The organism is Pseudomonas sp. Leaf15, assembly GCF_001421425.1.
GTDB classification, from domain to species: Bacteria; Pseudomonadota; Gammaproteobacteria; order Pseudomonadales; family Pseudomonadaceae; genus Aquipseudomonas; species Aquipseudomonas salomonii.
In genome coordinates this window covers 226949-250655 of sequence record NZ_LMKI01000032.1, presented here as the reverse complement: position 1 = coordinate 250655, position 23707 = coordinate 226949, and the positions used below count along the sequence as shown (strand labels likewise).

General features: G+C 61.6%; 19 protein-coding genes. 17 read left to right on the top strand and 2 right to left on the bottom strand.

What is annotated here, in order from left to right; all coding sequences use genetic code 11:
* From waaC to ASE80_RS20565, 6 genes are read left to right on the top strand one after another with little or no spacing between them, the layout of a single operon-like run.
* Positions 1 to 1062 carry a lipopolysaccharide heptosyltransferase I gene (gene waaC, locus ASE80_RS20590; protein WP_056860568.1) on the top strand — a complete coding sequence of 354 codons (1062 nt, stop codon included), beginning with the start codon at positions 1 to 3 and terminating at the stop codon, positions 1060 to 1062.
* Positions 1062 to 2186, top strand: a complete 1125-nt coding sequence (locus ASE80_RS20585; protein WP_056860567.1) for a glycosyltransferase family 4 protein — start codon at positions 1062 to 1064, stop codon at positions 2184 to 2186. The genes waaC and ASE80_RS20585 overlap by 1 nt, the downstream gene beginning before the upstream one ends.
* A complete protein-coding gene (rfaP, locus tag ASE80_RS20580) occupies positions 2183 to 2989 on the top strand; it encodes a lipopolysaccharide core heptose(I) kinase RfaP (RefSeq protein ID WP_017138513.1) in 807 nt (268 codons plus the stop codon). The genes ASE80_RS20585 and rfaP overlap by 4 nt, the downstream gene beginning before the upstream one ends.
* Complete coding sequence (locus tag ASE80_RS20575; protein ID WP_056860566.1) at positions 2989 to 3723, top strand: lipopolysaccharide kinase InaA family protein; 735 nt, start codon at positions 2989 to 2991, stop codon at positions 3721 to 3723. The genes rfaP and ASE80_RS20575 overlap by 1 nt, the downstream gene beginning before the upstream one ends.
* The gene (locus ASE80_RS20570; protein WP_056860565.1) at positions 3720 to 4472 is read left to right on the top strand and encodes a lipopolysaccharide kinase InaA family protein; all 753 of its coding nucleotides are present in this window, start codon (positions 3720 to 3722) and stop codon (positions 4470 to 4472) included. The genes ASE80_RS20575 and ASE80_RS20570 overlap by 4 nt, the downstream gene beginning before the upstream one ends.
* Positions 4472 to 5911, top strand: a complete 1440-nt coding sequence (locus tag ASE80_RS20565; protein ID WP_056860564.1) for a lipopolysaccharide kinase InaA family protein — start codon at positions 4472 to 4474, stop codon at positions 5909 to 5911. Before ASE80_RS20570 ends, ASE80_RS20565 begins: the two co-directional genes overlap by 1 nt.
* Positions 5912 to 6109: 198 nt before the next feature.
* Here the strand turns inward: ASE80_RS20565 and ASE80_RS20560 are convergent, their stop codons facing one another.
* Positions 6110 to 8209, bottom strand: coding sequence for a TonB-dependent receptor family protein (locus tag ASE80_RS20560; RefSeq protein WP_056860563.1), 2100 nt, complete (start codon positions 8207 to 8209; stop codon positions 6110 to 6112).
* Positions 8210 to 8385: 176 nt separating this feature from the next.
* On the opposite strand from ASE80_RS20560, the gene ASE80_RS20555 reads away from it, so the two are divergent.
* The 8 genes from ASE80_RS20555 (at position 8386) to ASE80_RS20520 (ending at position 17073) form a co-directional block, all read left to right on the top strand.
* Positions 8386 to 8721: a YceK/YidQ family lipoprotein gene (locus tag ASE80_RS20555; protein WP_056860562.1), complete on the top strand. Its 336-nt coding sequence runs from the start codon at positions 8386 to 8388 to the stop codon at positions 8719 to 8721.
* 197 nt (positions 8722 to 8918) lie between these two features.
* Positions 8919 to 10676 carry a carbamoyltransferase family protein gene (locus ASE80_RS20550; RefSeq protein ID WP_017138507.1) on the top strand — a complete coding sequence of 586 codons (1758 nt, stop codon included), beginning with the start codon at positions 8919 to 8921 and terminating at the stop codon, positions 10674 to 10676.
* The gene (locus ASE80_RS20545) at positions 10660 to 11790 is read left to right on the top strand and encodes a glycosyltransferase (RefSeq protein ID WP_056860561.1); all 1131 of its coding nucleotides are present in this window, start codon (positions 10660 to 10662) and stop codon (positions 11788 to 11790) included. The genes ASE80_RS20550 and ASE80_RS20545 overlap by 17 nt, the downstream gene beginning before the upstream one ends.
* On the top strand, positions 11790 to 12686 hold the full coding sequence (locus tag ASE80_RS20540) for an antimicrobial resistance protein Mig-14 (RefSeq protein WP_056860560.1): 897 nt from the start codon (positions 11790 to 11792) through the stop codon (positions 12684 to 12686). The genes ASE80_RS20545 and ASE80_RS20540 overlap by 1 nt, the downstream gene beginning before the upstream one ends.
* Entirely contained in the window at positions 12683 to 14098 is a 1416-nt protein-coding gene (locus ASE80_RS20535; RefSeq protein ID WP_056860559.1) for a PIG-L deacetylase family protein, read from the top strand. Before ASE80_RS20540 ends, ASE80_RS20535 begins: the two co-directional genes overlap by 4 nt.
* A gap of 58 nt (positions 14099 to 14156) precedes the next feature.
* Positions 14157 to 15041 carry a DUF6625 family protein gene (locus tag ASE80_RS20530; RefSeq protein ID WP_056860558.1) on the top strand — a complete coding sequence of 295 codons (885 nt, stop codon included), beginning with the start codon at positions 14157 to 14159 and terminating at the stop codon, positions 15039 to 15041.
* Positions 15038 to 16192: a glycosyltransferase family 4 protein gene (locus tag ASE80_RS20525; RefSeq protein WP_056860557.1), complete on the top strand. Its 1155-nt coding sequence runs from the start codon at positions 15038 to 15040 to the stop codon at positions 16190 to 16192. Before ASE80_RS20530 ends, ASE80_RS20525 begins: the two co-directional genes overlap by 4 nt.
* Positions 16189 to 17073 carry a glycosyltransferase gene (locus tag ASE80_RS20520; protein WP_056860556.1) on the top strand — a complete coding sequence of 295 codons (885 nt, stop codon included), beginning with the start codon at positions 16189 to 16191 and terminating at the stop codon, positions 17071 to 17073. Before ASE80_RS20525 ends, ASE80_RS20520 begins: the two co-directional genes overlap by 4 nt.
* A 174-nt stretch (positions 17074 to 17247) precedes the next feature.
* Here the strand turns inward: ASE80_RS20520 and ASE80_RS20515 are convergent, their stop codons facing one another.
* The gene (locus ASE80_RS20515) at positions 17248 to 19110 is read right to left on the bottom strand and encodes an O-antigen ligase family protein (RefSeq protein ID WP_056860555.1); all 1863 of its coding nucleotides are present in this window, start codon (positions 19108 to 19110) and stop codon (positions 17248 to 17250) included.
* Positions 19111 to 19269: 159 nt separating this feature from the next.
* On the opposite strand from ASE80_RS20515, the gene msbA reads away from it, so the two are divergent.
* From msbA to ASE80_RS20500, 3 genes are all read left to right on the top strand, one after another.
* On the top strand, positions 19270 to 21075 hold the full coding sequence (gene msbA / locus ASE80_RS20510; RefSeq protein WP_056860554.1) for a lipid A export permease/ATP-binding protein MsbA: 1806 nt from the start codon (positions 19270 to 19272) through the stop codon (positions 21073 to 21075).
* Between the two features lie 217 nt (positions 21076 to 21292).
* Complete coding sequence (gene hldE / locus ASE80_RS20505; protein ID WP_017138498.1) at positions 21293 to 22717, top strand: bifunctional D-glycero-beta-D-manno-heptose-7-phosphate kinase/D-glycero-beta-D-manno-heptose 1-phosphate adenylyltransferase HldE; 1425 nt, start codon at positions 21293 to 21295, stop codon at positions 22715 to 22717.
* Positions 22710 to 23645: an NAD-dependent epimerase/dehydratase family protein gene (locus ASE80_RS20500; RefSeq protein ID WP_056860553.1), complete on the top strand. Its 936-nt coding sequence runs from the start codon at positions 22710 to 22712 to the stop codon at positions 23643 to 23645. The genes hldE and ASE80_RS20500 overlap by 8 nt, the downstream gene beginning before the upstream one ends.
* Positions 23646 to 23707 lie beyond the last annotated feature (62 nt).

Genomic DNA, 23707 nt, shown 5'->3' with positions numbered 1-23707 from the left:
TTGCGCGTATTGGTAGTCAAGACCTCATCCCTGGGCGATGTGATCCACGCCTTGCCGGCACTGACCGACGCGGCGCGGGCGATCCCTGGCATCCGCTTTGACTGGGTGGTGGAAGAAGGCTTTGCCGAGATTCCCACCTGGCACCCGGCCGTGGACAAAGTGATTCCGGTGGCGATTCGCCGCTGGCGCAAGAACATCTGGCGAACCCTCAAGAGCGGTGAATGGCGGCGCTTCAAACAGAGCGTGCAGTCGACCAAATACGATTTGGTGATCGATGCCCAAGGGCTGCTCAAAAGCGCCTGGCTGACGCGCTATGTGCGCGCGCCGGTGGCCGGTTTTGATAAAAACTCTGCCCGTGAGCCGATGGCTGCACGTTTCTACTCGCGCCGGCTGGCCGTGGCCCGTGGGCAGCACGCGGTAGAACGCTTGCGCCAGCTGTTCGCCGTGGCGCTGGGTTATGACTTGCCCAAAGGCCTGGGCGATTACGGCCTGAGTGTCGACAAGCTGCTCGGCCTGCCGCCGAAAAAACCCTTTGTGTTGCTGCTGCACGGCACCACCTGGGACACCAAGCACTGGCCCGAAGCCTACTGGCGTGAGCTGGCCGAACGCATGGGCCGCCTGGGCGTGGACGTGAAATTGCCATGGGGCAATGCCGCCGAAAAAGCTCGCGCCGAGCGTTTGGCCCAGGGCCTGCAAAACGCCGAAGTGCTGCCCAAACTCAACCTGGCCGGCGTTGCCCGTGTGCTCGCCGGTGCCCGCGCCTGTGTGGCGGTGGACACGGGCCTGGGTCATTTGGCTGCAGCGTTGGATGTGCCGACCATCTCCCTGTTCGGCCCCACCAACCCGGGCCTGACCGGCGCCTACGGCAAGGGCCAGATTCACCTGGCCAGCGACTTCCCGTGCGCGCCGTGCCTGCAAAAAACCTGTACCTATCAACCGACGGCCGACGACCTGCGTCGGTTCGACATCAAGCGCGAGTCGCCCCTGTGCTTCACGCGCTTGAACCCTGAGCGTGTGGCAAGCCGACTGAGCACGTTGTTATTGGCTGAGGAGCTGCACTGATGCAACTGGCTTTTGTTTTGTACAAATATTTCCCCTTCGGTGGCCTGCAGCGCGACTTCATGCGCATCGCCCTGGAGTGCCAGCAGCGCGGCCATAAAATTCGGGTCTACACGCTGATCTGGGAGGGCGACATTCCCCCCGGTTTCGAAGTGCTGGTGGCGCCGGTCAAGGCGTTCTTCAACCACCGGCGCAACGAGAAACTGTTGGCCTGGATGGAAGCCGACCTGGCCAAGCGCCCGGTGGACCGTTTGATCGGCTTCAACAAAATGCCCGGCCTGGACGTGTACTACGCCGCCGATGGCTGCTTTGAAGACAAGGCGCAAAACCTGCGTCACTCGCTGTACAAGAGCTTTGGCCGTTACAAGCACTTTGCCGAGTACGAACGTGCGGTGTTCGCCAAGGACGCCAAGACCGAAGTGTTGATGATCTCCGAAGTGCAGCAACCGCTGTTCATCAAGCATTACGACACGCCGCTGGAGCGCTTCCACCTGCTGCCGCCGGGCATTGCCCAGGACCGCCGCGCGCCGCCGAATGCGGCCGAAATCCGCGAAGGTTTCCGCAAGGAATTCAACCTGCGCGACGACGAGTTGCTGCTGGTGCAAATCGGTTCCGGCTTCAAGACCAAAGGCGTCGACCGCAGCCTCAAGGCCGTGGCCGCTTTGCCTGCCGAACTTAAAAAACGCACGCGCCTGTTTGTAATCGGCCAGGACGACCCCAAAGTATTCCAGTTGCAGAGCGCCACGTTGGGGCTGGGCGATAACGTGCAGTTCCTCAAGGGCCGCAGCGATATCCCGCGTTTCCTGCTGGGCGCCGACCTGTTGATTCACCCGGCGTACAACGAAAATACCGGTACCGTGTTGCTCGAAGCCCTGGTGGCCGGGTTGCCGGTGCTGGTCTCGGCGGTGTGTGGTTATGCCCACTACATTGCCGAAGCCGACAGCGGGCTGGTGCTGGATGAGCCGTTTGAACAAGCGCAGCTCAACCAGTACCTCACGCACATGCTTACCGACACTGCACAGCGCGCGGCCTGGGGCCGCAATGGGTTGGCCTTCGCCGAGACGGCCGACCTCTACAGCATGCCGCAGCACGCGGCAGATGTGATTCTGGCGGAGCCGAAACGATGAAGTTGATTCTTGCCGAACCGTTCAAGACGTTATGGGCCGGGCGTGATGCCTTCGCCGAAGTCGAGAAACTGCAAGGCCAGGTATTTCGTGAACTGGCGGCGCGTCGCACCTTGCGTACCGAGGTGGAGGGCCGCCCGTATTTTGTGAAAATCCACCGTGGCATCGGTTGGGGCGAGATCTTCAAGAACCTGATCACCGCCAAGTTGCCGGTGCTGGGTGCCGGCCTGGAATGGTCGGCCATCCACCGCCTGCAGGAACTCGGCGTGCCGACCATGACCGGCGTGGCCTTCGGTGAAAAAGGCAGCAACCCGGCGGACCAGCACTCGTTCATCATCACCGAAGAACTGGCCCCGACCATCAGCCTGGAAGACCTGACCGTCAACTGGGTGGCCGAGCCGCCGGCACCGGCATTGCGCCATGCGCTCACCGCTGAACTGGCGCGCATGGTCGGCGACATGCACCGTGGCGGCGTCAATCACCGCGACTGCTACCTGTGCCACTTCCTGCTGGATACGTCGCGGCCGATCGATGCGCGCACCATCAAGCTGTCGGTGATCGACCTGCACCGTGCCCAATTGCGCGCCCATCTGCCGCTGCGCTGGCGCGACAAGGACTTGTCCGCGCTGTACTACTCGGCGCTGGACATCGGCCTGACTCAGCGCGACAAGTTGCGCTTCCTCAAAGGCTACTTCCGCCAGCCGCTGCGCCAGATCCTGGCCGAGCAGTCGGCGTCCCTGAGCCTGTTGCAGCGCAAGGCCGACAAGCTGTATGCGCGCAAGCAACGCCTGGGGGATGCGATCTGATGGCGGGTTGGAACCTGGAACCTGCTTACGCCGCCCTGGCGGATGACTTTGGTAGCCTGGAGGCGGTGTTTGCCTTGCAGGGTGAGCGACTGACGCGCGACCCCTTGTCGGAAGTGATTCGGGTGGAGCGTGGCGGGGTCAATTACTACGTCAAACGCTACGTCGGCGCCGGCAAGGGCCTGCGCCGTTACCTGGGCAAACCTCGGGTGAAGTCCGAATGGCAGAACCTCAAGCGCTTCGCCAAGTGGGGGATTCCCACCGCCGATGTGGTGGCCTGGGGCCTGGAGCGCAAGGGTTTGGCCTATGCGCGCGGGGCGATGATTACCCGCGAGTTGCCCAAGACCGAAGACCTGTCGGTGCTGGCCGATCGTAACGATCCGTGCTTGAAAGACCCCACGTGGGTCAACGTGATCAGTCGTCAGTTGGCCGAATATACGCGCACGATGCACGAGCACCGTTTTACCCATAACGACTTGAAGTGGCGCAACCTGCTGGTTGACGATAACCGCACGCTGTACCTGATCGATTGCCCCAACGGCGATTTCTGGCGCGGTTTCTGGCTCAAGTACCGTATTACCAAGGACCTGGCCTGCCTGGATAAAGTCGCCAAGTATCACTTGTCGGCCACCCAGCGCCTGCGCTTCTACCTGCAATACCGCCAACGCACGCACCTGACGGCTTCGGACAAACAGCGAATCCGGCACGTGGTGAAGTTTTTCGAGGGGCGCGAATGACTGATTTTCTGGCGGCCGATGATCGCGCATTGCTTGCGCGCCACGGCCTGGCTGACTTCGATGCGCTGTGGGCCAGGCAACTGGACGCGGTGGATGAACCCAATACCAGCGACGGCGGCTGGAGCAGCGTGTTTCGCCTGGAGCTTGAAGGCCAGGGTTACTACCTCAAGCGCCAGAGCAACTACCTGACGCGCACGCTCAGCAAGCCGTTCGGCGAGCCGACCTTTGCCCGCGAGTTTCGCAATATTAGCCGCTACCGGCAGCTGGGTATTCCGGCGTTGCAGGCAGCGTTTTTCGGTGAGCGCAAGGTGGAAGGCGAGCGCCGCGCGATGTTGCTGACCCGCGCCCTGGACGGCTGGAATGACCTGGACTCATTGCTTGAGCAATGGCCGCAACTGAGCGACGCCCAGCACCGTGCGATCCTGCTGGCCTGTGGGCAGCTGGCGCGCCACCTGCACAGTGTGGGTCAGGTGCATGGCTGTTTTTACCCCAAGCATATTTTCCTGCAACCGCTCGGAGACGGTTATGCCGCGCAGTTGATCGACCTGGAGAAAACCCGCCCGCTGCTGTTCGGTCGGCGTGATCGGGTCAAGGACCTGGAGCCGTTGCTGCGCCGTGCGCCGCAGTGGTCGGATGCGCAAGTGCGGCAACTGCTGGCGGCGTATCTGGACCAGCCTGAAGACAGTGCGCTGGTGGGCGCCTGGTTCGAGCGCCTGACGGCCCGGCGCAGCCACAAGGAGAAGCGCTGATGCGCTTGTCCGAACTGAAAAAAGCCGGCCGCACGCCCGAGCTGCCGCTGACCCTCGAGCTGGCCGACGCCGCAGGCCCTGGCCAACTGCAACTGCTTAACCTGTTGCGCGTGTTGCCGGGCGAACGCTACGTGGGCGCCGCCGTCTGGCGCGGCCGTCCGGTGTTGGCCAAGTTGCTGGTAGGCAGCAAGGCCGCGCGGCATTTTCAGCGTGAACTCAGCGGCGTGCGCCTGCTGGCCGAGCAAGGCCTGACCACGCCACAGTTGCTGGCCGATGGCTTGCAGGAAGGCGAGGGCGGCTGGCTGCTGTTTGAATTTATCGAAGGTGCCCAAAGCCTCGCCGATGCCTGGCAGGCGGTCGAAGGGTTGCCGCCACTGGCGGACGAGCAAACCGCCGTACTCGCCGAGGCGTTGGGCGCGATTGCGCAGATGCACGCCAAAGGCCTGTGGCAGGAAGACCTGCACCTGGACAACCTGCTGCGCCAGGACGGCAAGCTGTACCTGATTGACGGCGCCGGAATTCGTGTTGAGGAGGCGGGCAAGCCGCTGTCGCGCAACCGGGTGCTGGAAAACCTTGGCGTGTTCTTCGCCCAGTTGCCGAAAAACCTCGAGCCGTTCACCGAAGAATTGCTGGTGTACTACCTGCTGAGCAACGGCGAACACGCCTTGCCGCTGCAAGCGCTGGAAAAACAGGTGCGCAAGGTCAGCGCCTGGCGCTTGAAAGACTTTTTGAACAAGGTCGGCCGTGAATGCACGCTGTTCAGCGTGGTGCGTGGCGCCTTTGCCTTGCGTGCGATTCGTCGCGAGGAAGAGGCGGCGATGCTGCCGGTGCTGGAACAGGCCGACGCGTTGCTCGACCAAGGCCATGTGTACAAAACCGGTGGCGCGGCCACGGTTGCCAAGGTCGAAGCGGGCGGGCGGCCGCTGGTGATCAAGCGCTATAACATCAAGGGTTTTGCCCATTGGCTCAAGCGCTTCTGGCGCCCCAGCCGGGCCTGGCATTCGTGGCGCGAGGGCAACCGCCTGGCGTTCCTGGGCATCGCCACGCCCAAGCCGCTGGCGGTGTTGGAAAAACGCTTTTTGTGGCTGCGCAGCCGGGCTTACCTGGTGACGGAATACTTGCCGGGGCCGGACATTATCGAGCGCTTTGCGCCGTATGTTGAGCAGGGCGATGCGCCCGAGAATGAACTGCTGGCCCTGGACCATTTGTTCGCCGAGCTGATCCGCGAGCGCATCAGCCATGGTGATTTCAAGGGCCATAACCTGTTCTGGGCCGAGGATCGCTGGGCGCTGATCGACCTGGACGCCATGTGTCAGCACAGCTCGGTCGCCAGCTTCGCGCCGGCGTTCGCCAAGGACCGCGCGCGGTTTATGCGGAACTGGCCCGAGAGCAGTGCGCTGTACCAACTGATCGATGCGCGTTTGCCCAAACAGATTTAACCCAAAGTCTGTGGCCGGTTGGCTGTTGTGGCGAGCAGGCTTGCCCTGCGTTGGGCTGCGCAGCGGCCCCAGTAAAGGCACTGCGATTTCTCCTGAAAACACTCAGTGCCTGGTTTTAGGGCTGCTGCGCAGCCCAACGCAGGGCAAGCCTGCTCGCCACAGGGGATATGAGCACCTTCAAAAGTAGAGTGGCGATACTCAGAACTGATATTCAGCCCCAGCCCCCGCATACCACGACCTTCCCGGCGCCGCTTCGTAGTAGCGGAAGTTGCCGTCCCCCACAATCACCGATCCCACATACTGGCGATCCAGCAAGTTATCCAGGCGCACCGTCTGGTGAAAGGTCCAGTGCTCCACCTTCTGCTCAAAGCGCGCCCGCCAGTTGAACACGCTGTAGCCCGGCGCGGCGCGTTGCTGGTTGGTGTCTTCGACGTAGACCTTGCTGCGGTACAGGCCTTCGAGGGCGGTGCTGACCCAGTCGCGGGGTTTCCAGTTCAGCTCGGCGAAGAGGGTGGTTTGCGGCACGCCGGGCAGGTAGTTGCCCTTGTCGATAGCCTTGCCGCTGTTGGTAAAGTCGCTGTCGTAGGTCGCTTGCAGGCGGGTGTAAGCGAGGGTGGTGCTCCACTGTTCGCTGAGTTGGCTTTCCAGGCCCAGCTCGAAGCCTCGGCGCAGGGTTTTACCGGCATTTTGGTAGGTGGTGCGACCGCCGCTGGATTGCTGCACGACCAACTCGTCGTCAGTCGTGATCTGGAATAGCGCAGCGTTGAGGCGCGTGTCCTGGCCAAGCTTTGCTTTCAGGCCGACTTCATACTGCTTGCTGACCGACGGCTTGAGCGCAAAGTTAAAGCCGTTGGCGCTACTCGAATACGCCGACTCCGCCTGGGTCGGGGTTTCGAAGCCTTTGCCGGCGCTCACATAGCCATGCAGGTCCGGCGTAAAGGCGTACATCACGCTGACCGAAGGCGTGTTTTTCTGGTAGGTCTTGCTGCCGCTGTCATTGCCGTCGCTGGTGAAGTGGTCGTCCACGTCCATCTTCATGCTGCTGTGGCGCAGGCCGGCTTGCAGGGTCCAGTCGCCCAGCAGCCAGTTGGCCTGCACGAACGGGTCGAGGCTGGTGGCGGTGTCGAGCTCGTCGCGGCCCAGGGCGCCCTTGACGCCGTGCACGCCATCCAGGGTGTTGGAGTAGCCTTGGCGGTCGTCCTGGCTGCGGTCGTAATCGAGGCCGGTGATCAGGGTCAACTCGCCGGGGGCGCTGGTGATGGGTTGCAGCCAATGGACCGAACCGCCGTAGAACTTGCGGTCGAACGCGACCACGCCGCCGCGAGCGTTTGCCAGGTTGGGCGCGCCACTGGCGAACGTGTCCGGAATCGACAGGTACTGAATCACACTCCTGCGCCCGGTATACGCGTTTACCTGCAACGTCGCATCACCGATATAGCGTTCGTAATTCATGCCCAATTGCTGATGATCGATGCTTTTTCGCGTGTTGTACTGCAATGCAGCCGGCGCTACCGAGCGCGGGTCGGCATTGTAGGCTTCCCAGGCTTGCCCCAGCGGATCCTGCGTGCCGTTCTGTTCCAGGCTGCTATAGATCAGCGCCAACTTGCTGTCGTCATCCGGCTGCACGTTTAGCTTGGCAAAGGTCTGGTCGCGCCGTGCGCTGCTGTGGTCGCGATAGCCATCGGTGTCCATGCGCGAAGCGTCGAGCACAAAACCTGCGCCGTTCGCCGCGCCTTCAGCGGTAAGGTGGTTTTTGCTCAGGCCGTCGCTGCCCACCAGGGTTTCGGCGCCGATGCGCGGCGGGCCTTCGCCATCGCGGGAAAACATCTGGATCACGCCGCCGGCGTTGCTGCCATACAAGGTGGCGGCCGGGCCGCGCAGCACTTCAATGCGCTCGGCGGTGTCGAGGTTGAAGGTGGCCGCCTGGCCCTGGCCGTCCGGGGTGCTGGCCGGGATGCCGTCGGCGATCAACTTGATGCCGCGCACACCAAACGCCGAGCGCGCGCCGAAGCCGCGCGAGGAAATCTGCAGGTCCTGGGCATAGTTCTGGCGGTTTTGCACCACCAGGCCCGGCACGCGGGACAAGGCCTCGGAGGCGTTGATGCCGAGCTGGCCGTCGCTGATTTGCTCATGGCTGATGCTGTCGACCGAGTACGGCAGGCCGAACGTCGGGCTGGCGCTGCGTGAGCCGGTGACCACGCTGGGGTCGAGGACCAGGGCGGTGTCTTCAGCCAGGGCGGTTTCGCACACGGCGAACAGGCCGGGCAGCAGAAGGGTAAAGCGGGCGAGGGTTTTCATCAGTCAGCCGGAATCTGTGGCGCTTAACGCTGTAAACGCGCAAAAGAGGCGAGAGTTTAACCAGTTGGTTAGTGCTGTTGCTCGGGAAATTTCCCACGAAATATTGGGACGTCGTGATCTGGGAGCTCACCGCATCCCGATGCTAGCGTGGCTGACGACTATTCGAGGGGTTGGCCATGGGCACAAAACTGGCGGCTGCACTGGGGGCGTTTTCATTGGCATTAAGTGGGTGCGGAACCGTTAACACGGTTTTTCGCGATGACCTGTCGGCGACCCGCGAGTTGCGCCAACAGAAAACCTACTGCGAGTCCATTCCCCGTGCCTATAGCGGCCTGGCGTTCAACTTTTGCCTGCTCAACGCGCCCCCGGACATCACGGGCGTACTGGTGACGGTGATACTGACGGATATGGCCGCCTCGGGTATTGTTGATACCGTGGTGCTGCCCTACACGATCTACCAGCAGGGCACGCTGGGCAATATGGGCATTTACTGGCGCCCCGGTCGCTCATAGCCACGGGGATCATCGTGCGCCAAAGCAAGGATGGCAGCATCGAGATCTACCCGTAACCCGCTTGCCGCTTGCCGCTAACAGCTTCCTGCTGCTTTTAAGTTATAATCCCGCCCTTTAGCTGTTTCTCGCTCAGGCGGGAGGCACACTTTTTTCAGGCGCAACCCGCCTGCATGCAGACTAAAAGAGGCTAGACCCCAGTGGCATTGACGATTCTTGGCCTGTCCGGCGCCCTTAGCCATGATCCTTCCGCAGCCCTGTATATCGACGGCAAGCTGATCGCGGCCGCCGAAGAAGAGCGCTTCGTACGCGACAAACATGCAAAGAACCGCATGCCCTACGAATCGGCGAAGTTCTGCCTGGAACAAGCCGGCATCAAGCCTTCCGACGTTGACGTGGTGGCGATTCCGTTCGCCCCGATCAGCCTGTTCGGCGAGGCGCGCTGGCACTACGCCAAGCGTTACTGGTACGCCCCGGACCGCGCCCTTGACGCGATCCTGATGGGCAACCGTCGCTACAAGCGCTACCGCAACAAGATCGTCTGGTGCCTGGAGCAGTTGGGCTTCGATCCGAAGAAAATCAAGATCGAACCGGTTGAACACCACCTGGCTCACGCCTCAAGCGCCTACCACTGCTCGGGTTTCCAGGAAAAAACCGCGATCCTGGGCATCGACGGCAAAGGTGAGTACGCCACCACGTTCTTCGGCTACGGCGAAAACGGCAAGATCCACAAGATCAAGGAGTTCTACGACCCGGACTCCCTAGGCGGCCTGTACGGCGCGATCACCGAGTTCCTCGGTTTCGAGATGCTCGACGGCGAGTTCAAGGTCATGGGCATGGCGCCCTATGGCGACGCCAGCAAATACGATTTCTCGCGCCTGGCCTCGTTTGAAAACGGCGAGTTGGTGATCAACACCGACTACGCCAACGTCATCGGCCTGCGCCGTTACAAAGAGAAGGGCAAGGGTTTCTACTTCTCGCCGAAACTGATCGAGTGGCTGGGGCCCAAGCGCGAAGGCGACATCGCCGACGAGCCGTACATCCACTACGCGGCCAGCATGCAGGCGCTGTTCGAAAAACTGGCCTTGCAGATGATCGACCACTACCTGGGCGACATCCTCAAGGACACCGGCAAGCTGGCGTTCGCCGGTGGTTGCGCGCTGAACGTCAAGCTGAACCAGAAGATCATTGCCCGCGATGACGTGAAAGAGCTGTTCGTGCAGCCGGCGTCCGGCGATGCCGGCACCGCAGTCGGCGCGGCCGCTTATGTGTCCCACGCCCGTGGTGTGCCGGTGGAGAAGATGGAACACGTCTACCTCGGCCCGTCCTACAGCAACGAAGACGTGATTGCCGCGTGCGCCAAGCACGAAAGCAAGCCGGTATGGCGCAAGATCGAAAACATGCCCAAGCGCATCGCCAAGATCATGGTCGACGGCAACCCCGTGGCCTGGTTCCAGGGCCGCATGGAGTTCGGCCCGCGTGCGTTGGGCGGTCGTTCGATCATCGGTTGCCCGAGCGCTACCGGCGTGGCTGACCGTATCAACCACCAGATCAAGTTCCGCGAGCGCTGGAGGCCTTTCTGCCCGTCGATGCTCGACACCGTGGCGCCACAGATGATCAAGGTCGATCACCCGGCGCCGTTCATGACCTTCACCTTTGAAGTGTCCGAAGAGTGGAAAACCCGCGTACCGGAAGTGGTCCATGAAGATGGCACCTCCCGCGCCCAGGTGCTCAAGCGCGAATACAACCCGCGTTACTACGACATGATGAAAGAGCTGGAAGTATTGACCGGCAACGGCGTGTCGTTGAACACCTCGCTCAACCGCCGTGGCGAAGCGATGATCTGCTCGCCGACCGACGCGCTGAACATGTTCTTCGGCTCTGACCTGCAGTACCTGATCATGGAAGACATCCTGGTCGTCAAAGACGGCGTGGACCCTTATGACTCGGTCGGCTGAGCGCCACGTCCTGCAGTTCTGCCACGGCTATGACGGGCCGTTCCTGGACTGCGCGCGGCAGTACGCCAGCCTGTTCGCAGGCACAGGCTATAAGGTGACCACGGTGTTTCTCACCGGGGTCGCCGACCCCGATGTGGCCGCCGGTTGCGCCTCTGATGAAGTGCTGTTCATGGAGTTCAGCTCCAAGGCCATTCGTGGCCTCAAGCTGGGCGCCATCCGTGAATTGCGCAAGATCGCCGCGTCGCGCAACTTCAGTTTCTGTATTGCCCACCGCTTCAAGCCGATCTACATCGCCTTGCTCGGTACGCGCCTGCCAGTGATCGGCGTACATCACGCTTTTGGTGATTATCAGCGCCGCAGCCGCAAGCTGTTTGCCTCGATTTTCAGCAAGCGCCTGAGCCTGCTCGGTGTATCTGACGCGGTGCGTGATGATATGCGCCGCTGCCTGCCGGCCTGGCCGGCGGCACGTATCCAGACCTTGTATAACCGCATCGATGTCCAGGCCATGCAAGCGTTGCAGGTGTCGGCCGATGAGGCGCGCGATGCCTTGGGGCTGTCGCCGGATGAGTGGGTGGTCGGCAACGTCGGCCGCCTGCACCCGGACAAGGACCAAGCCACCTTGCTCAAAGGCTTTGCCTTGGCCTTGCCGCATTTGCCGGCGCAGAGCCGGTTGGCGATCCTCGGCACCGGCCGCCTGGAGCAAGACCTTAAGTCTCTGGCGCGCGAACTGGGCATTGCCGAGCAGGTGCTGTTCCTCGGCCAGGTGCCGGATGCGCGCCGGTATTTCCGTGCATTCGACGTCTTTGCCCTGAGCTCCGACCATGAGCCGTTCGGCATGGTGCTGCTGGAGGCCATGGCCGCTGGCGTGCCGCTGCTCGCCACGTCTTGCGGCGGCGCCAAGGAAGTGGTTGAAGGCGTGGGCATCCTGTTTCCGTTTGGCGATGCCGAGCACTTGGGGCAGGGCCTTCGGCACTTGGCCGCGATGGATCGTCAGCAGCACCAGCAGTGCGCCGAGATGATGCTTGAGCGCCTGCACCAACGGTTTTCGGATCAGGCCGTGCGCGATACCTTCTGGCAGTTGCCTGCTGTCACCGAACTGACCGCGAGGGCTTGATGCTCAATCGATTCCAAGGCTTTCGCGAGCGCGGTTGGTCGGTCGTTGACGCGCCGACCTACAGCGACGCCTGGCAGCGTTTTGGTGGCAGTGTCGCCACCCATCCGCAGGTGGTCGAGCGTCTGGCCGGGCTGGCCGAAATTCCGGTGCGCTATTTGGCCTGGGAGCAAAGCGGTGAGCTTAAAGCGTGTATTGCGACCTGGGGGCGCGACCTGGCGTTGTCCAAAGACGTGCTCAAGCGCAATGGTAAAAAAGGCTTGTTCGACCTCGGCAACGCCGAGTTGATCCTGCCCGCCGCTGCCGATGCCCAGGCGCCGCTGCGCCATCGCGCGCGTTACCTGTCGGCCCTGAATGAAGGCCGCTTTGCCGGCATCAAACTCCAGGCCGAACAGTTGGCCATGGCGCGCACGCCTGAAGAACTGTCGAAAAAGTTTCGCTATAACCAGCGCCGTGAATTGCGCCTGCTGGAAGAGACGGGCGGTGTGGTGCGGCCGGTGCAGGACTTCTCCAGCGCCGAGCTGGCGGCGATCTACTGCGACCTGTTCCAGCGCCGCTGGGGCTTCGCGGCCACCGGTGCCGCGCACATGGCGCAGGTGATCGAGCTGTTGCGTGAGTGGCTGATCGGTTCGGTGATTTTCCTCAACGATGCGCCGATTGCTGTGCAATTGGTGTATCGCGTTGAAGCGCCGCAGTGGGTCAGCGTCGAATACATCAATGGCGGCGTAGACCCCGAAACCCGCGCGTTCAGCCCCGGCAGCGTGCTGAGCTTCCTCAATACGCAAAGTGCCTGGGAACAGGCGCGGGAAGTCGGCAAGCCGTTGCGCTTTTCGTTCGGCCGCGCGGACCGTGAATACAAGGACCGCTGGTGCAACCCCGTGCCGGTGTTCACCGTATGAGTGCCTCGACAAGCCGCAAGCAGGCGCTGCTCAAGCGCCATCGCCGCAATAAGCGCATCGGTCTGCTGGTCAGTCTGCTGGTGTTGATTGCGGTGGGTGTGCTGGTGGCCTGGTGGTTGCCGCTGCTGTTGGCGGTGCTGGCCTGGGTGGCCCATGAAGCCTGGTTTGCCGACCATCTGTTTTATTCGCCCAAAGACGACTATCAGTATCAATTTGCCGCCGATACCGAACAACCCCAGGTGACGCTGGACAAGGACCGGTTGGTGCTCGGCCAGGCGCTGCAGCTGGCGGGTGATGAGACCTTGATCCTCGCACTGCGGCTCAAGAGCAACCTGCTGGGGCGTTTTATCGACCCGTATGTCGCATTGCCGGGCGGCGACCGCCAGGTATTCGAACGCGGCGTCAACGGCCTGCGCTACCTCAACCTCACCGGCCAGGCACAAGCCTTGTTGGCTGGGCAGTTGCTGTTGCGTGGCCGGTTTTGCCGGGTACAGGGTGAGCCTGTGCTGTCGGTATTCCGCCAGCCGGATTTGCGTCAGCAGCGGGTGATGGTGATTGCACCGCATGCCGACGATGCCGAACTGGCTGCCTTTGGCCTGTACAGCCAGGCAGCGCAGCCCTGGATCGTGACGCTGACCGCCGGTGAGATCGAAGCCGAGCATTATCAGCACATGGGCCTGGGCAAGCCTGAAGCGGCGCGCCTCAAGGGCCGGCTGCGCGCCTGGGACAGTATTGCCGTGCCGCGCTGGGCTGGCGTGCCGCAGGAACACTGCGTTCAGCTCGGGTACTTTTGCCTGCAGTTGGCGGCGATGAAAGCCGAGCCTGCGCGCGCCATTGCGTCGCGGGAAGCCGAGTTGAGCGATATTCGCCTGTTTCGCCAATTCAATCCGTTCCCGCTGCCCGCCGATGCCGACGGCCAACCGACCTGGAACAACCTGCTGGCGGACCTGCGCGCCGTGCTGTTGAGGGCGCGACCTGAGGTCATCGTGTTGCCGCATCCGGTGATCGATCCGCACCCCGACCATATCTGCGCGCAGCAAGCCGTCCTGGAAGCCTTGCAGGGCCTGGAATGGCAGCCGACTACCTTGCTCGGCTACGCCAACCATCTGCATGACAACGACCGCTGGCCGATGGGGGATTCGGGCAATAGTGTCGCTTTGCCGCCATGCTTCGATTCCTCTTACATTTTGCAACCATATTGCCTGCCAGTATCGGAGGAGCGGCAGTGTGAAAAGGCCATGTCGCTGGGCATGATGCATGACTTGCAACCGCAGATGCCGTTCAAACGGCGGGTGCGGCGAGTCATACAGCGTCTGCTGGCTGGAAGGGCCGTCTCGCCGTGGGGTGAGAACGAGTTTTTCCGCAAGGCCATTCGGCGTCATGAACTCTTTTGGTTCATCAAGCACAAGTAACGTTAAGCAACGTGGTGGCGCGCAGCGCGCCCCAGTACCAAATGACAGTGAGTCCCCCTTGAGCAATCCGAGCCCCCGCATCCTTTTCATTATTCCTTACTTTGGCCGCTGGCCATTCTGGATGCCGTTTTTTCTCGAAAGCTGCCGCCACAACGCGGACATTGACTGGTTGCTGTTCAGCGACTGCCCGATGCCGGCCAATGTGCCTGACAATGTCCGCATCGAAAGCATCACCTTTGCCGATTACTGCGCGCTGGTTTCCCAGCGGCTGTACATCAATTTTGCGCCCCAGGCGCCGTACAAGCTGTGCGACATCAAGCCGGCGCTGGGGCATATCCACGCTGACCGCCTCAACGGTTACGATTTCTGGGCGTTTGGCGATCTGGACCTGATCTACGGCAACCTGCGCGAGTATTTCACCGCCGAGCGCCTGGCCAGTTATGACTTGTTTTCAACCCATGAGCGGCGGGTCGCCGGGCATTTGTGCCTGATGCGCAACACGGCCAGGAAGCGGCATGCGTTCATGCACATCAAGGATTGGGAGGCGCGTTTTACCGATCAGGCGCATCATGCGCTGGATGAAGGCGCCTTCAGTCGAATTTTCCTGTGGCGCAAGAATTTCCCCAAGCCGCTGTTCGAGTTGGTCGGCAAGTTAAACCCATGGCGTCGGCGCAGTGAGTTCACCGAGGCGTTCAGCACGCCCGGTGGTGTGATCAAATGGCACGACGGCAGTGATCGCTTCCCGCATCAGTGGTTCTGGAACAAGGGCCGCCTGACCAACGACAGGGATGGTGAACGGGAATTTCCGTATTTCCATTTTGTCTGCTGGAAGCGTAATCAGTGGCCGTTGCTACCGGAGCCTGACGCCGAGTACGTCCAGACGCTGGCGGCTGAAACAGCGTGGGTGGTTGATGCCACAGGTTTCCATCGAGGAGAGTTATGAGTCGGCGTTTCAAGGTCCTGCAACTGCAGCCTGACTACAATGTTAAATCCCATGACTTTGCCGACCTGGCCGAGCAGATCGTCAAGGCATTGCCTGCCGACCGCTACGAGGTCACCGCCGCGTTCCTGCGTGGCAAGCCGGCGCCTGGCGAACCGGTCAGCCGGGCGGCCAAGTCGGTCTACTTCGAGTTTTCCGACAAGTCGCTCAAGGGCTTGCGGCTGCGCGCCATGTGGCAACTGTATAAGTTCTGCCGCCGCGAACAGTTCGACGTGGTGGTGTGCAACCGCTTCAAGCCGGTCAACATGATGTTGCAGCTCAACCGTTGGTTGAAGATCCCGCTGTGCATCGGCATCTCCCATGGTTTTGGCGAGTATGACCGCCTGTACCGGCGCAAGCAGGCGCAGCGCTGGATCGACGCGCACTGGCGCTTTGTCGGGGTGTCGCCGGCGGTCAAGCAATACCTGCTGGATTGCCAGTGCGGGTTTACCGACCAGAATACCTACGCGATTACCAACGCCATCGACATCGAGCAGGCCGAAGGCTTGCAGCATTCACGCACGCGTGCGCGCGAGTTGCTGGGCATCGACCCTTCGGTGCGCTTGATCGGCGCCTTGGGCCGGCTGGTGCCGGTCAAAGGCCACACCTATTTGTTGCAGGCGTTTGCGGCGCTGAAAGATAAATACCCAACCGCGCAGTTGGCCATCATTGGCGCCGGGCGCGAAGAGGCCAATCTGGCTGCGCAAATCCGGAACCTTGGCCTGGATGGGCGCGTGCACCTGTTGGGCTTCAAGGAAAACGCGCTGCAATACGTGCGTGCCTTTGACATTTGGGCAATGCCTTCGCTCGCAGAAGGCCTGGGCCTGGCGCTGCTGGAAGGCATGAGCGGCCGCCTGCCGGTGATTGCCTCCAGCGTGCCGGCCATGTTGCCGTTGATCGAAGGTGCCGGTGGCCTGGCGGTGGAGCCGGCCAATGTGCCCCAGCTGACCGAGGCGCTGGACACTTACCTGGCGCTGCCTGACGAGGCACTCGCACAAAAAGGCGAGCAGGCCTACCAGTACCTCCAGGCGCAACACGACATTGAGGTATTCCGCCAGGAGTACCTGGAGCTGATCGATTCAGGGTTGGCTCAAGCACGCGGGAAGAATGTATGAACCAGAGTCAGCCCTTGGTCACGGTGATCATTGCGTCGTATAACCATGCGCCCTACATTGAGGAAAGTATCCTCAGTGTGTTGAACCAGACCTATCCCAACATCGAACTGCTGGTGGTCGACGATGGCTCGACAGACGACAGCGTCGAGCGCATCCGTCGCCTGCAGGAACATCATACCTTCGACTTTCGTGTGCAGCAGAACCAGGGGCTGACCAACACCCTCAATGGCGCGATTGGCCGGTCCCAGGGGCCGCTGATCGTGCCGTTCGGTTCGGACGACATCATGATGCCCGAGCGCATCGCGACCCAGGTGGCCTATATGGAGGGCAAGCCTGAGGTGGGAATCTGCGCGGGCAATATCGAGCTGATCGACTCCCACGGCGAGCTGTTCCCGGAGAAGCGCCAGCGCCGTGACGTGCCGTTTCGGCGCCTGGATTTCGACGACATGTTCCTAGAGCGCAAACCTTACCCGCCGGCGCCTACGCTGATGATCCGGCGCGAGGCGCTGGAAAAGGTCGGTGGGTTTGACCCGCAGATTCGCCTGGAAGACTTGCTGATCGAACTGAAAATTACCCACGCCGGGTACTTCATCGATGGTTTGAACGTGGTGATGGCGCGCTACCGCAAGCACGCCACCAATTCGTACAAGAATCATCGATTCATGATCGATAACATCCTGCGCACCTACGCGTTGTTCAGTGATCACCCGCTGTATGACGAGGTGCGTTACAAATTCCTCAGCTCCATGTTCCTCAAGACCTCCAACCGTAACCGTGCATTGGCGCGAGAGCTGTTGGCGCAGATCCCGTTTCGGGCCTGGAACAAGAAGACGTGGCGCGGCTTGGGTCGCCTGTATTTTTCCCCGCTGGAAAAAGACTGATACCAAGAGCAGGGCAGCACACCTCTGCTGGGTGTACTGCGATCTAAATGTGGGAGCGGGCTTGCTCGCGAATGCGGTGGATCAGTCGACATCTTCGGTGACTGACACGCCGCATTCGCGAGCAAGCCCGCTCCCACATTTGGCCCAATACAGCCTCAGGGATCAGGTCGGCTGTCAGGCCGCCGGGCGCGCGAGTGTCAGCACCTGTTCGCGGATTTTCTGCGTGGCGTGCGGCGAAGCCACCGAGGCATAGCCCTTGGCCAATTGCTCAAAGTGCGCTTCGAACAACCAATTGCGATCCTGCGCATAGCGTTGCATATGCTTGAGGTTGCGCTGGCGCAGGGTGTTGCGCAGCGCTGACGGATAGACGCGCATATCCGCCACGTCGATCAGGCCGAACTCTCCGTCTTCCAGCAGCAATACATTGCCCAGGTGCAGGGAGCGGAAGTAGACACCGCGCTCATGCAGCTGGGCCATAAACCGGCCAAACCGTTCGATCAGCGATTCGCGCAGGCTGCTGTCCAGGCTTTGCAAGGCCTGGCGCAACGTCAGGCCCGGCAGCGGCTGGTAACGCACGGCGGTGCTGCCGTCGCGCAGGCTGTACAGGTCAAGAATCGGCGGTGACACAATGCCTAGTGCCTGCAGCTGTTCGCTGTTGCAGGCAAACCGTTCCGAGTACGGATTGAATGTGCCGGAGGTGTACCAGCGTCGAGCCCTGAACAGCTTGAGGAAGCTGCCATCGCCCAGGCGCAGGACTTTAGGCCCCAGGCCATCTTCCTCGACGATATGAGCGCCTTCGCACAGGGCTTTGAATGCCTGTGGCTTGGGCGTGCTCACCACAATGCGCAGCAGGCTATGGCGCCGCTTGGCGATGCTCAGGCCGGCGATCAGAGCGAGGGGGATCCACAGCAGGAACCAGTGCTCCTTGGGCCGCGACAGGATGCCACCGCCTTCGGTGAGCCCCGCGCCAATGCCGTAGGCCAGCAGCGAGGAGGTGAGGATAAACAGCGGCTGCGCGCGTTCCTTAAGCCCTGCGTACAGCCCGCGGCCCAGCATGAAGATCCACGGGATAAAGCCGATGATGCCGACGTAATAAAGCACGCCCAAGGCAAAGCTGTGGGGTTCGCGCAGCGGTTCAAAATCGTAGTTGGCAGGTTTCACATAGAGTTCGGAGTCGTAGCTGTGGCCGAGCCATGGATGGTCTGAGATGCGTTCGAGGATGATTTGCCAGATTTCGAAGCGGAATGAGCTGCCGCGCTCGGTGATATGTTGCGGGTAAAACAGCAGCAGGCCGGCGGCCGCCAGCACCAGGGCGGCAATCATCAGCGCCGAGCGCCGGTTGCGGCTGAGCAGGCCCATCCAGAGGACGGCCATCACCAGTGCAACCAATGGCGTCCTGGAGCCGGTGGCCAGAATTGCCAGGGCCATGACCGCCAGGGCCGGTGCGCTGAGCCACAGTACGCGCAAGCGTTTGGTGGTGACGCAGAGGTACAGCCAATACACGCAGAAAAAGCCGAACAGGTGGGAACTGAGCAGCGGGTTGTCCAGGGCGCCCAGGCCGCCAATCATGCGCATGCTCGGCGCAAAGCCTTTGACGAACGCCACCAGGTTCAACAGCGTCACCACCAGCGCAATCACGGCGGCGCTGAAGAAGATCGGCTTGAACAGGTCGTTGCGGTAATGCAGCAGCAGCCCGCAGCCGGCAAACAGCATGAACGTCTGCAGCGGGATCTTGAACAGGTTCGAGTCGCCAGTGGGCTCCGGGCTCCAGAGCACTGTGATCATGGCCCATGCGCAAAACGCCGTGAAGGCAAGCACCAGCGGCTCGCGCAGTAGCTCTTTGAGTTCCCGTGGGCGCAGGCACAGCAGGAGCAAGGCCGGCAGGGCGAAGAAAATGTAGAAGCCGCGGTGCATGACATTGCGATTGTTGACGAAGAACAGCGAACTCAAAAGCAACAACAAGCCAATGGGCAAAATCCAGAGGACCAGGAAGTCGAAAACGCGATTTGTGCCATAGGTAAGGCGCTTGGAGTGCATACAGTAAAGCCGTTCCAGAATAGAGAAAGCCGACCATGTTAAGACAGTGGCTATATAATGTCGCCCTTTGGATCCAGCCGGGCCGCGGGTTACGTCGGGTGCAAGTACAACAGAGAAGCTGTGCTAAAGTCAGCCTCCTTTTTCAAAACGCCGCGTGATATGACCGACTCCAGTCCGAGCGCAAGCCCTTCGAGCTTGAAAATATACTTCCGCCTGCTCATGTACGTTAAGCCCTACGCCGGCTTGTTCGCGTTGAGTATTGTCGGATTTCTGATTTTCGCGTCGACCCAGCCTATGCTGGGGTACATCCTCAAGTACTTTGTCGACGGCCTATCCAACCCTGACGCCGTGCTGTTCCCCAGCGTACCGTTCCTGCGTGACATGAAATTGTTGCAAGCCGTGCCGTTGCTGATCATTTTGATCGCTGCCTGGCAGGGCTTGGGTTCGTTCCTGGGCAACTACTTGCTGGCCAAGGTATCCCTGGGCCTGGTCCATGACCTGCGCGTGCAGTTGTTCAACAACCTGCTGACGCTGCCCAACCGCTACTTTGACAACCACAACTCCGGGCACCTGATTTCGCGCATCACCTTCAACGTGACCATGGTGACGGGCGCGGCCACCGATGCCATCAAGGTGGTGATCCGTGAAGGCATGACGGTGATCTTCCTGTTTGCCTCGCTGCTGTTCATGAACTGGCGCCTGACGCTGGTGATGATCGCCATCCTGCCGTTGATTGCGGTGATGGTCAGCACGGCCAGCAAGAAATTCCGCAAGCAGAGCAAGAAAATCCAGGTGGCCATGGGTGATGTGACCCACGTGGCTTCGGAAACCATCCAGGGCTATCGCGTGGTGCGCAGCTTCGGCGGTGAAGTCTACGAAGAGAAACGCTTCTTCAAGGCCAGCCAGGGCAACACCGACAAGCAACTGCGCATGACCCGCACCGGAGCCATTTACACCCCGTTGCTGCAACTGGTGATCTACACCGCCATGGCGGTGCTGATGTTCCTGGTGCTCTACCTTCGTGGTGACGCATCGGCCGGTGACATGGTGGCTTACATCACCTTGGCCGGGCTGTTGCCCAAGCCGATCCGTCAACTGTCGGAAGTCAGCTCGACCATCCAGAAAGGCGTGGCCGGTGCTGAAAGCATTTTCGAACAGCTGGACGAAGAGCAGGAAGTGGATCGCGGCAGCGTCGAGCGCGACAAGGTCAGCGGCCGTCTGGAAGTGCGTAACCTGAACTTCACTTACCCAGGCACCGAGCGCCATGTGCTCAAGGACATCACCTTTACCGCCGAGCCCGGGCAGATGATCGCCCTGGTGGGCCGTTCCGGCAGCGGCAAGTCCACACTGGCCAGCCTGATCCCGCGTTTCTACCACCACGAAAGCGGCGAAATCCTGCTCGACGGCGTAGAGATCGAAGACTACAAGCTGCTCAACCTGCGCAAGCACATTGCCCAGGTGACCCAGCATGTCACGCTGTTCAGCGACACCGTGACCAACAACATCGCCTACGGCGACCTGGCCGGCGCGCCACGGGCGGACGTTGAAGCGGCGGCGGCGGATGCCTACGCCAAGGACTTCATCGACCAGTTGCCCAAAGGCTTCGATACCCAGGTGGGTGAGAACGGCGTGCTGCTGTCCGGCGGCCAACGTCAGCGCCTGGCAATCGCCCGGGCCTTGCTGAAGAACGCGCCACTGCTGATTCTGGACGAGGCCACCTCGGCCCTCGACACCGAATCCGAGCGGCACATTCAGGCGGCCCTGGACAAGGTCATGCAAGGCCGCACGACCCTGGTGATTGCCCACCGCCTGTCCACCATCGAGAAGGCCGACCTGATCCTGGTGATGGACGACGGCCGGATTGTCGAGCGCGGCAGCCACGCCGAGCTGCTGGCCCAGAACGGCTACTACGCCCGCCTGCATGCCATGGGCCTGGATGCCCCGGTGCCGGCCGACATCACCTAAAACCTTGTGGGAGCGGGCTTGCCCGCGATAGCGCAGTGTCAGTCACCGAATGTTTCGACTGATTCACCGCCATCGCGGGCAAGCCCGCTCCCACATGTGTTCCTCGGTGGATTCAATGGCAGGCCCGTCGCACTATCTTCTGTGCACACCCTCCACAAGCCTCCCATAACCCTGTGCTAATATCGCGCCCCTGTTCATTTTGTATGTGGGTTGCTCCATGAAGTTGTCCATGCCGCGATTCGATCAAGCCCCTGTCTTGGTGGTCGGCGATGTCATGCTCGACCGTTACTGGCATGGCGGTACCTCACGGATTTCCCCTGAGGCACCGGTACCGGTAGTCAAGGTCGAGCAAATCGAAGACCGTCCAGGTGGCGCTGCCAACGTTGCCCTCAATATTGCCGCCCTCGGCGCCCCGGCCTCCCTGGTGGGTGTGACCGGCGACGACGAAGCCGCCGACAGCCTGGCCAACAGCCTGCGCGGTGCCGGCGTGCGTGCGCTGTTCCAGCGCATTGCCCATCAGCCGACCATCGTCAAGCTGCGGGTCATGAGCCGTCACCAGCAATTGCTGCGTATCGATTTCGAAGAACCCTTCGCCACCGACGCCCTGGCCCTCAGTGGTCAAGTCGACGCGTTGCTCGAAGGTATCAAGGTGCTGGTGTTGTCCGACTACGGCAAAGGTGCCTTGAAAAACCACCAGATGCTGATCCAGGCCGCCAAGGCCCGTGGCATTCCGGTTCTGGCCGATCCCAAGGGCAAGGACTTCTCGATTTATCGGGGTGCCAGCCTGATCACGCCAAACCTCAGCGAGTTCGAAGCCATTGTCGGCGGTTGCGCCGATGAACATGAGCTTGTGACCAAAGGCGCGGCGCTGATGGCCGACCTCGACCTGGGCGCCTTGCTGGTCACCCGTGGCGAGCACGGCATGACCCTGCTGCGCCCGGACCACCCGGCGATGCATTTGCCCGCGCGTGCCCGTGAAGTGTTCGACGTCACCGGTGCCGGTGACACGGTCATCTCCACCCTGGCCGCCTCGATTGCGGCCGGTGAAGAACTGCCCCACGCGGTGGCCCTGGCCAATCTGGCGGCGGGCATTGTGGTCGGCAAACTGGGTACCGCGGCTATCAGCGCGCCTGAGCTGCGCCGTGCGATCCAGCGCTCCGAAGGTTCGGAGCGCGGCGTGCTGGGGATCGAGCAATTGCTGCTGGCCATTGACGACGCCCGTGCCCACAAAGAAAGCATCGTGTTCACCAACGGCTGCTTCGACATCCTGCATGCAGGCCATGTGACTTACCTGGAACAGGCGCGCGCCCAAGGCGACCGCCTGATCGTGGCAGTCAACGATGACGCTTCGGTGAGCCGCTTGAAAGGCCCGGGCCGTCCGATCAACAGTGTCGATCGCCGCATGGCGGTATTGGCCGGTTTGGGCGCGGTGGACTGGGTGATCAGCTTCTCTGAAGGCACCCCGGAAAACCTGCTGGCCCAGGTCAAGCCGGACGTGTTGGTCAAGGGTGGCGACTATTCTGTCGACCAGGTTGTGGGGGCCGACATCGTCAGCGCCTACGGCGGTACGGTCAAAGTGCTGGGGTTGGTTGAAAACAGCTCGACCACGGCCATTGTCGAGAAGATCCGCAACAATGAGTAATGCTCAAAAGTGGGTGTTGATCACTGGAGGTGCTGGCTTTATCGGCTCGCACCTGGTCGATGCGCTGCTCGCCAAGGGCTATGCCGTGCGGGTGCTGGATGACTTGTCCACCGGCAAACGCAGCAATCTGCCGCTGGATAACCCGCGCGTAGAACTGATTGAAGGCAATGTCGCCAATGCCGAGCTGGTGGCGCAAGCTGCCATCGGCGCCACCGCCGTGGTGCACCTAGCCGCAGTGGCCTCAGTGCAGGCCTCGGTGGATGATCCGGTGAGCACGCACCAGAGCAATTTCGTCGGCACCCTGAATGTCTGCGAAGCCATGCGCAAGGCCGGCGTGAAGCGTGTGGTATTTGCCTCCAGCGCGGCGGTATATGGCAACAACGGTGAGGGCGCTTCGATTGACGAAGAGACCACCAAGGCGCCGCTGACGCCTTACGCGTCGGACAAGCTGGCCGGTGAGCACTACTTCGATTTCTATCGCCGCCAGCATGGCCTGGAGCCGGTGATTTTCCGTTTCTTCAACATCTTCGGGCCACGCCAGGATCCGTCATCGCCGTATTCGGGCGTGATCAGTATCTTCAGCGAGCGTGTACAGCAGGGTGTGCCGATCAGCGTGTTTGGCGACGGCGAGCAAACCCGGGATTTCATGTACGTGGAAGACCTGGTGGATGTGCTGGTCCAGGCCATCGAGGCGCCCGAAGCGCCACTGGGCGCGATCAACGTGGGATGGAACCGCACGACCACGCTCAAGCAGGTGTTGCAGGCGCTGGAAGAAGTGGTGGGGCGGTTGCCGGTGATTACTTACGGGCCGGCGCGCTCGGGGGATATCCGCCATTCGCGGGCGAATAACCAGCGCTTGTTGGCGAGCTTTACGCTGCCTGAGCCGACGCCGCTGAAGGTCGGCCTGGAGCGCTTGCTTAACGGCTGACCTCGGTCACCTGTGGGAGCTGGCTTGTGTGGGAGCTGGCTTGCCTGCGATGCAGGCAACTC